Here is a 7946-nt window from a genome sequence, read left to right as displayed (position 1 = left end):
ATTGGTCTGGTAGGCGATGTCCTCGACGATTTGAATGCGGGCGGAGATCTGCTCCAGCGCCTGCTCCAGGGTCTGCACCGCCTGCTTGCTGTCGGCCACCTGGTTCGCGGCCTGATGAGCGGCGGCATTGGTCTGCTCCGCTTGCGCCAGATTGCGCTGGCTGACCGCGTTCATCTGGGTGCAGCCGTTGGCGGTGGTATCGACGCTGAGCGCGGCCTCCCAACTGTTTTGCGCCAGCGCTTCGGCGGTGGCGCGGATTTCGCGGGCGCTGTCGGCCAATTGACCGGCGCTGTGGCTCACTTCGTGAAGGATGGCGCTCAGGTGGCGGCAGCTGTGGCGCAGGATGCCGTCCACGCTGCGGCGCGCGCCCGGCGCCGGTTCGCTTTCTTGCCATAGTCGGCCGGCGGCCATGTCGCGCATGCGCTGCGCCAGCGCTTCCGGCTCCGCGCCCAGCACGCGCCACAGCTGGCGGTGTATCGTCCAGGCCAGCAGCAATCCGCTCAGCAGGCTGCCGCCGGCGAGCGCGCGCAGCAGCGCCGTCAGTTCCCGGCAGCGCTGTTCCGCGCGTTGCGCCGCCTGCTGTCGCAGCGCGTGGGTTTCGGTTTGCAGCTGTCGCAAGGCCGCGAGGAAGTCCGGCGTGGCGCGGCCCAGCACCTTGCGCGCCTCGTATTTCTGGTTGGCGGAGGCCTGGCGCATCGCCAGGTCCAGTTGGACGAAGGCTTCGACGCGACGGTTTTGCAGCCGCCGCAACGCCTGTTGCAGCCCGGCCCGGCCCGGCGCCTGCTGCCGCGCGATGCCGTCGGCCAGCCGCTGTTCCAGTTCCAGATAGCGTCCGCGCGCGCTTAGGTAGCGCTCGCGCCAGGCGTCGATGTCGCGGCGGGTGGAGACGATGATCAAGGAACGGTAGCCGATGCGCATTTCCTGGATCTGGCCGTACATCCGGTCGCTGATCCGCGCGTGACGGCCATAGACCTGGGTGATGTCGTCCAGCTGGCGGTGATATGCCTCCAGCCCGTACAGGCCGGCTCCGATCAGGCTCAGCAACAGCAGCAGCAGCGCGCCGAAGCCCAGCTTCAGTTGCCGCGACACGGTCAGGCCGAAGGAGGGCTGCGCGTGAGGGGAGGACATTGCGGCTCAGGCCTTTTCCGGCAGGCTCTCGACGGCGGCTTCCTGCTGGCCCAGGCTGGAGATCAGCGCCATTTCATCGACGGACAGCACTTTGTTGACGTTGAGCAGCACGATGAAATGGCTGTCCAGCTTGGCCATGCCGGCGATGAAATCGACGCGGATCTTGCTGCCGAATTGCGGCGGCGGTTCGATGTCGGCGTCGGGGATGGCCAGTACTTCGTGCACCGCGTCCACCAGGATGCCGATCAGCTGCAATTGTTCCTCGCCCTCCACCTCGATGATGACGACGCAGGTGCGGCGGTTGATTTCGGTTTCGCCGCGCGCGAAGCGCAGCGACAGATCGATCACCGGCACTACCGAGCCGCGCAGATTCATCACGCCGCGGATGAAGGGCGGCATCAGCGGCACATGGGTGGGTTTCAGGTATTCCAGGATTTCGCGTATCGCCAGGATGCCGATGGCGAATACGTCGTCGCCCAGCTGGAAGGTCAGGTATTGGCTGACGTCGGCCTGCGGCTCGGCGCTGTGTTCGTGCTTGCGTAGTAAATGGAGCGGTTTCATGGCGGGCTCCGGTTCAGAAGCGGATGAAGTCAGACTCTTCCGCCAGCGGCGCGTGCAGCGGCGCGGGGAAGTGGCTGGATTCGTGCCGCGTGCGCTGACGCGGCGCCGGGCGGAAGTCCTCGTTGGCGCTCAGCTTGAAGTAGCCCATCAGTTCATGCAGGTGTTCGGCCTGATCGTTCATCTCCTCGGCGGTGGAGGCCAGTTCTTCGCTGGCGGACGCGTTTTGCTGGGTGGTCAGGCTCAGTTGCTGGATGGCGGAATTGATCTGACTGACGCCGCTGGCCTGCTCGTTGGAGGCTGCGGCGATTTCCTGCACCAGGTCGGCGGTGCGGCTGCTGGAGCGCACGATTTCCTCCAGGAACTGGCCGGCCTGTTCCGCCAGCTTGACGCTGCTGCCGGCCACGCCGCTGATTTCCTGGGCGGCGATCTGGCTGCGTTCGGCCAGTTTGCGCACCTCGGCCGCCACCACGGCGAAGCCCTTGCCGTTGAGCGCCAGCAGATTGGTCTGGTAGGCGATGTCGTCGACGATGCCGATCTTGTCGGCGATCTGGCGCATCGCGTCCACGGTGCGGCGCACCGCCTCGCCGCCTTCGGCCGCTTCGCGCGAGGCCTTGGTGGCGATGCTTTCGGTGACGCGGGCATTGTCGTTGGTCTGGCTGATGGAGGAGGACATCTCTTCCACCGAGGCCGAGGTTTCCTCGATGCCGGCCGCCTGTTCGCTGGCGGCCTGGGACAGCGATTGCGAGGTGGAGTTGATCTGCTGCGCGGCGCTGGACAAGGCTTCGGAGCCGCTCTTGACCTCGGCGATGATGGTGCGCAGCCGTTCTATGGTGGCGGCGATGGCGGCGCACAAGCTGGTTTGGTCGCCCGGACGCAGCCGGATCTCGGTGTCCAGCTTGCCGTCGGCCACCTGGCGCATCACTTCGGACACATAGTGAGGTTCTCCGCCCAGGGTGCGCAGCAGATTGCGGGTGATCAAGGTGGCCAGGCCGGCGCTGATGACGACGGCGAACAGCGAGAGGCCTATCATCACCCAATGCGCCTGTTGATAACTGCCGTTGGCGTCGGCGGCGAGCTGGTCGTTGAGCTTGTCTTCCAGGTCGGCCAGCGCGTTCAATTGCTGGTTGAACGCCTGCATCTGCGGCGCGATGTCGTTTTGCATGATTTTCTTGGCGTCTTCCTGGCGGCCCTGGTTGGCCAGGTCCACTGCCTTGTCCACCAGCGCCAGGGTGGCGGGGCGCATGTTCTGGATGCGGCCCAGCAGCTCCAGTTCCTGCGGGGTGTTGTTGTCGGCCTGGCGGAAGATGTCGGCCAGCTTTTTCTCGCGCTCCATATAGGCCTGTTTGGTGGCCTGGTAGGCTTGCAGCGATGCGCTGATGTCGGTGGGCCCTTCCGCCAGCATCACATTGCGGTAGGCGATGCGGATGTCCTGGTTGTCGCTGACCAGCAGCCGCGCTTGCCGGCTTTCCTGGTTGTTGAACGTGGTGATGTTGCGCAGGGCGCTGTTGCTGACTTCCAGGCCGTACAGCGCGCAGCTGACGCAGATCAGCATCAGCACGATGATCAGGCCGAAGCCCAGGCCGAGCTTCTGCGCTATGGTCATTCCGTTTTTCGATTGGCTCATTGGGCGCTCCTATCCGTTTTCGCCGCCGGGTTGCTAGTGCCAGGTTCCCATTCCCGGACGGGCGAGGGCAGGGTGTAGCGCTCCGCCTCTTTTTGGGTGGCATGGTGGATCAAGGCGGGCACGTCGAGAATCAGCGCGACTTCGCCGGTGCCCAGAATGGTGGAGCCGCTGATGGCCTTCAAATGGCGGAACAGGCTGCCCAGCGGCTTGATAACGGTCTGGAATTCCCCCAGCAGCGCGTCCACCACCAGGCCGGCCTTGCGCTCGCCGTAGTGGACCACCACCACGTTGCGGCGCTTGGCCGCGACGGCGGGCAAGTCCAGGAAGTTGTCCAGCCGCAGCAGCGGCAACAGCTCGCCGCGTAGGTTCAGGCAGTCGTGCACGCTGTCCCTGTCCAGCGCGGCCGGCAGTTCTATGCATTCGATCACTGCTTCCAGCGGCACCACGAAGGTGGCGGCGCCCACTTCCACCAGGAAGCCGTCGATGATGGCCAGGGTCAGCGGCAGCCGGATGCGGAAGGTGGTGCCCAGGCCGAGTTCGGATTCGATGTCTATGGTGCCGCGCAGCTGTTCTATGCTCTTTCGCACCACATCCATGCCCACGCCGCGGCCGGAGATGCTGGTCACCTGGTCCGCGGTGGAGAAGCCGGCCTCGAAGATCAGCCGGAACACATCCTGCTCCGGCAGCGCCATGTCGGCCGGCAGCAGGCCGCGCTCCACCGCCTTGGCCAGAATGCGCGCCTGGTTGAGCCCGCCGCCGTCGTCGGCCACTTCGATGACGATGCTGCCGGATTCGTGGTAGGCGTTGAGCCAGACATGGCCTTCGGCCGGCTTGCCGGCGGCCAGTCGTTGCGCGGTGGTTTCGATGCCGTGGTCGATGGCGTTGCGCACGATGTGCATCAGCGGATCGCCCAGCTTTTCCACCATCGATTTGTCCAGCTCGGTTTCCGCGCCGGAGATATGCAGCTGGATGTCCTTGCCCAATTCGCGCGAGACATCGCGCGCCACGCGCGGGAAGCGGCTGAAGATTTCGCCTATCTGTATCATGCGCATCGACAGCGTGCCGGCGCGGATCTGTTCGATCAGGTTGGCGATGGCCTGGGTGGACTCCACCAGCGCGCTTTGTTGCGAGCGGCGCGCCACCAGATTGGCGGCGGCGCCGGCGATCACCAGTTCGCCGATCAGATTGATCAGGCTATCCAGCTTGCCGGCTTCCACCTTGATGAACTTGCTTTCCGCCTGCTTGGCGTTCTTGGCTTCGCCGCCGCCCTTGGCGCGGCCGGGCGCGGCTTCCGCCGGCTGGGCGGGTTCGGATGATGTCGCGTTCGCTTCCGGTTCCGGCATTGCCGTCTCGGCCGGCGTGTCGGCATCGGCGTAGGTCCAGGCTGTGTCCGCGTCGACGCCGACGGCAGCCGTCGGCGCGTCGGCATCCAGTCCAAGGCGCAGCCATACCGCGCGCACCGCGGCGGCCTCGGTCGCGTCGGCGCTGGCCAGCGCCGCGGCCTGCTGCGCCGGCGTGGCCGGCCATGGCCAGATGTGGACTTCGCTGTCTTCGCGGGCGAACTCGAACACATCGGCCAGGGTTTGTTGTTCCGCCGGGCTGCGGTAGCGCGCCTCCAGGCGCAGGTAATTGGTTTCCGGGTTGAAGTCCGCGCCAGCCGGCAATTGGGTGGCCACCGCTTGAATCTGTTCGACCTCGCCTATGGTGGCCAGGTAGCGGATGAAGGAGGAGGGGTCCATGCCGTTGCGCAGCATGTCCGGGCCGAAGCGCAGCGACAGCAGCCATAGCCCGGACCCGGGCTCATCGGGCTCAGGCTCGGCCGGCATGGCGGGTTCCGCCGCCGCGGGCGGCGCGGCGGCTTCCGGCTCCGGAGCCGCGCCGGTTTGGGTATAGGCGGCCAGTTCGGTCAGCAGTTCGGGCTGGGCGAAGCGGTCCAGGCTGTCCTTGGCCGCCAGCGCGGCCAGCATTTCCTTGACGTGATCGTGACAGCGCAGCAGCAGGCCGGTCAGCATATCGTCCAGGCGCAGCTTGCCGTCGCGCAGCTGGTCCAGCGCGTTTTCCACTTCATGGGTGAAGGCGACGATGATGTCGAGGCCGAACAAGCCGGCCGAGCCCTTGATGGTGTGCATCGCGCGGAACAGCGCGTTCAGCTGTTCGCTGGTGGTGTTGTCCGCTTCCACGTCCAGCAGGATGCGTTCCATCTCGCCCAGCAGCTCGTTGGACTCCTCGAAGAAGGTTTGCAGCGCCAGTTCAAGATCCATGCGCCAGTTCCTCCAGCGGCAACATCGCTTGCAAGCCGATCAGGCGGATGAAGTCCTGCACCGGCTGGCTGGGCGCGATGAACTCCAGTGCGACGCCGCGCGCGCCGGCTTCGCCGCGCAGCCAGATCAGCACCTGGGCGATGGCGCAGTCCAGTTCGCTGACGCAGGACAGTTCCAGCTGGATGGCGGTGTGCTTGCCCAGCGCCTCGGCCAACTGCTGGTGCAGTTCCGCCGCCTGGTAAATGGTCTGTTCGCCGCTCAGCGTCAACTGGAACGGCGTGGTGGACAGCGCGGCGGGCGCGCTGTGCTGGGCGTCTGATTTTTTGCGGGCGCGCGCCATGTCGGGCTCCCGGTCAGGGCAGGATCAATTTGGAAACGGCGGTCAGCAGCACCGGAGGCTGAAACGGCTTGACCACCCAGGCCTTGGCCCCGGCGGCCTTGCCTTCCTGCTTCTTTTCCTCGGACGATTCCGTGGTCAGCATGATCACCGGGGTGAATTTGTAATTGGGGTGGACCTTGATATTGCGCAGCAGCGCGATGCCGTCCATCAGCGGCATGTTCACGTCGGAAACGATCAGATGGACCTTGCGTCCATCCAGCACGTCCAGCGCTTCCTGGCCGTTGGCGGCCTCCAGCACCTCATAGCCCGCGCCGGCGAGCGTCATGCGCACCACCTGCCGCAGGCTGGCCGAATCATCGACGATGAGTATGGTCTTGGCCATCTGGAACATTCCCCGAATCAAAAAAATGTGATGTTGTTTTGCTTATCGCCGGATTCCGCCTGGTCGCTGCTGTGCAGGACACGCTGCTCATGGGTGGTATAGCTGTTTTTCAGCGCTTCCAGCCAGGCGGCGGTGTCCGGCGGCTCCGGCCGGTGCTCGGCCGCCGCCAGCGCCAGGGTGATCACGTTCTCCAGCCGGCGCATATCGTTTTGCACACCGCTGAGGATTTGATCGACGCGGTCCTGGAATTGCAACTGCACCAGGATGTCTTCCAATGCCTGCGGCAAGCTCTGCGCAAACGCCGCTTCCTCGTCCAGCGGCGCGGCGCTTGCGCCCAGCGGCGCCTGCGGCCGTACCGGTTCGTGCGCCATCTGCGCCAGGCTGCCCATCGCCTTGTCGATCTGGGTTTGCAGCCGGGACAGTTGCTCCAATGTGTCGTTGCCCAACTGTTCCATATTCTGCTCGCTGTCCAGCTGGCGGCCATTGACCAGGCTGCGCACCAGGTTTTGCAAGGTATTGGCGGACTGGCCCAGCGTGTGCAAGTGGATGGCGAGATCGGTTTGCTGTCGGGTGGCGTTCTGCAGCAATTCCAGCATGTGTTTGAGCCGGCTTTCCGCCTGCGCCAGCACTGTCTTGTCGGTATGTTCGCCGGCTTGCCGTACCGAGCCGCCCACCTGGCGCAGAATGCCGTCGAAGCGCATGGTCAGCCGATTGGCGGCGTCGTCCATCTGTTCCTTGCCCAGCGCGATGTGGCCGGTCCACAGCGGCAGCAGCGCGCAGATGTGGTTGGCGAAACCCTGCCAGTAATCGTCGGCGCGTGGTGTGGCCTGCGTCGGCGCGGCGGCGGGCCAGAGCAGCGCCAGCGCCAATGCCGCGCTGCTGAGCGCCAGGCCAGCCCAGAGCAGCGGATGCCCCCAGAACAGCCAGCAGAGGACGCCGCCGTTGATGGCCAGGCCCAGCAGCAGGCGATGTCTTGGCGTCAGGGGCGGGAGAGCCATGTCGATTAACCGGGATAGAAAAAAGTCATACCTTTTTTGTAGTTGTTGGTTTTTTCTTATGCAAACGGACGGCGTGGCCAAGATGTTTGCCGACGCAATGAAAAAAGCCTCCGTGATGGAGGCTTGGGGGGCAGACTTGGAACCGTTGCTCAGCCGGGGAACAGCAAGGGATTGACCCCGCTGCGGGCGAAGCCGCGCTGTTCCAGCTGTTGATCCAGCGCCAGCGTGGCCAGGTCGTCGGCCGCCGGTTCGGCATTCAGATCCTTGTCCAGCGCCAGGATCTTCAGATAGCTGCCGCAGTCGCCGCAGCTTTCGCCGCGCACCGCGGCCTGCTGGCTGTCGCCTTGCTCCAGCGACCAGTAGCCGATATCGCGCGTGGCTTCGCAATTGCTGCACTTGGCGCGCACCAGATGCCATTCGCTCTCGCACAGGCTGCAATGCAGATAGCGCAGGCCGGACTCGTTGCCGAGGCGCACCACGCTGGCCACCGGCGGCATCGCGCACACCGGGCACAGGTGGCGGGCGTCGTCGGGTTCGGCCACCGCAGTCACCTGCAATTGCGCGGCCAGCTGGCTGAAGTAGACCGACAGTGCCGCCCACAGCAAGGGCGCCCGCGCCGAGCCTACGGCGGCGAAGTCGCCGTCCAGCAGCG

8 protein-coding genes are annotated in these 7946 nt (G+C 65.4%); all 8 read right to left on the bottom strand.

Features of this window, described 5'->3' with window-relative positions:
- Positions 1–1128: methyl-accepting chemotaxis protein (locus LQT98_RS18300; protein ID WP_231464136.1), on the bottom strand; the 1128-nt coding region annotated here is incomplete at its 3' end.
- 6 nt (positions 1129–1134) lie between these two features.
- Entirely contained in the window at positions 1135–1689 is a 555-nt protein-coding gene (locus tag LQT98_RS18295) for a chemotaxis protein CheW (RefSeq protein ID WP_048409634.1), read from the bottom strand.
- 13 nt (positions 1690–1702) lie between these two features.
- Positions 1703–3313 carry a methyl-accepting chemotaxis protein gene (locus LQT98_RS18290; protein ID WP_231464134.1) on the bottom strand — a complete coding sequence of 537 codons (1611 nt, stop codon included), beginning with the start codon at positions 3311–3313 and terminating at the stop codon, positions 1703–1705.
- A complete protein-coding gene (locus tag LQT98_RS18285) occupies positions 3310–5574 on the bottom strand; it encodes a chemotaxis protein CheA (RefSeq protein WP_231464132.1) in 2265 nt (754 codons plus the stop codon). Before LQT98_RS18285 ends, LQT98_RS18290 begins: the two co-directional genes overlap by 4 nt.
- Entirely contained in the window at positions 5564–5914 is a 351-nt protein-coding gene (locus LQT98_RS18280; protein ID WP_231464130.1) for an STAS domain-containing protein, read from the bottom strand. The genes LQT98_RS18285 and LQT98_RS18280 overlap by 11 nt, the downstream gene beginning before the upstream one ends.
- A 13-nt stretch (positions 5915–5927) precedes the next feature.
- On the bottom strand, positions 5928–6296 hold the full coding sequence (locus tag LQT98_RS18275; protein ID WP_048409685.1) for a response regulator: 369 nt from the start codon (positions 6294–6296) through the stop codon (positions 5928–5930).
- Positions 6297–6313: 17 nt separating this feature from the next.
- Positions 6314–7294 carry a hypothetical protein gene (locus LQT98_RS18270; RefSeq protein WP_231464128.1) on the bottom strand — a complete coding sequence of 327 codons (981 nt, stop codon included), beginning with the start codon at positions 7292–7294 and terminating at the stop codon, positions 6314–6316.
- Between the two features lie 149 nt (positions 7295–7443).
- A partial coding sequence (gene fdhE, locus LQT98_RS18265; protein WP_231464125.1) for a formate dehydrogenase accessory protein FdhE occupies positions 7444–7946 on the bottom strand: 503 nt, incomplete at its 5' end.

The organism is Chromobacterium aquaticum (assembly GCF_021129195.1).
GTDB lineage: Bacteria > Pseudomonadota > Gammaproteobacteria > Burkholderiales > Chromobacteriaceae > Chromobacterium > Chromobacterium aquaticum.
Note: the sequence above shows the minus strand (reverse complement) of the source record. Positions and strands in the feature narration are given on the sequence as shown.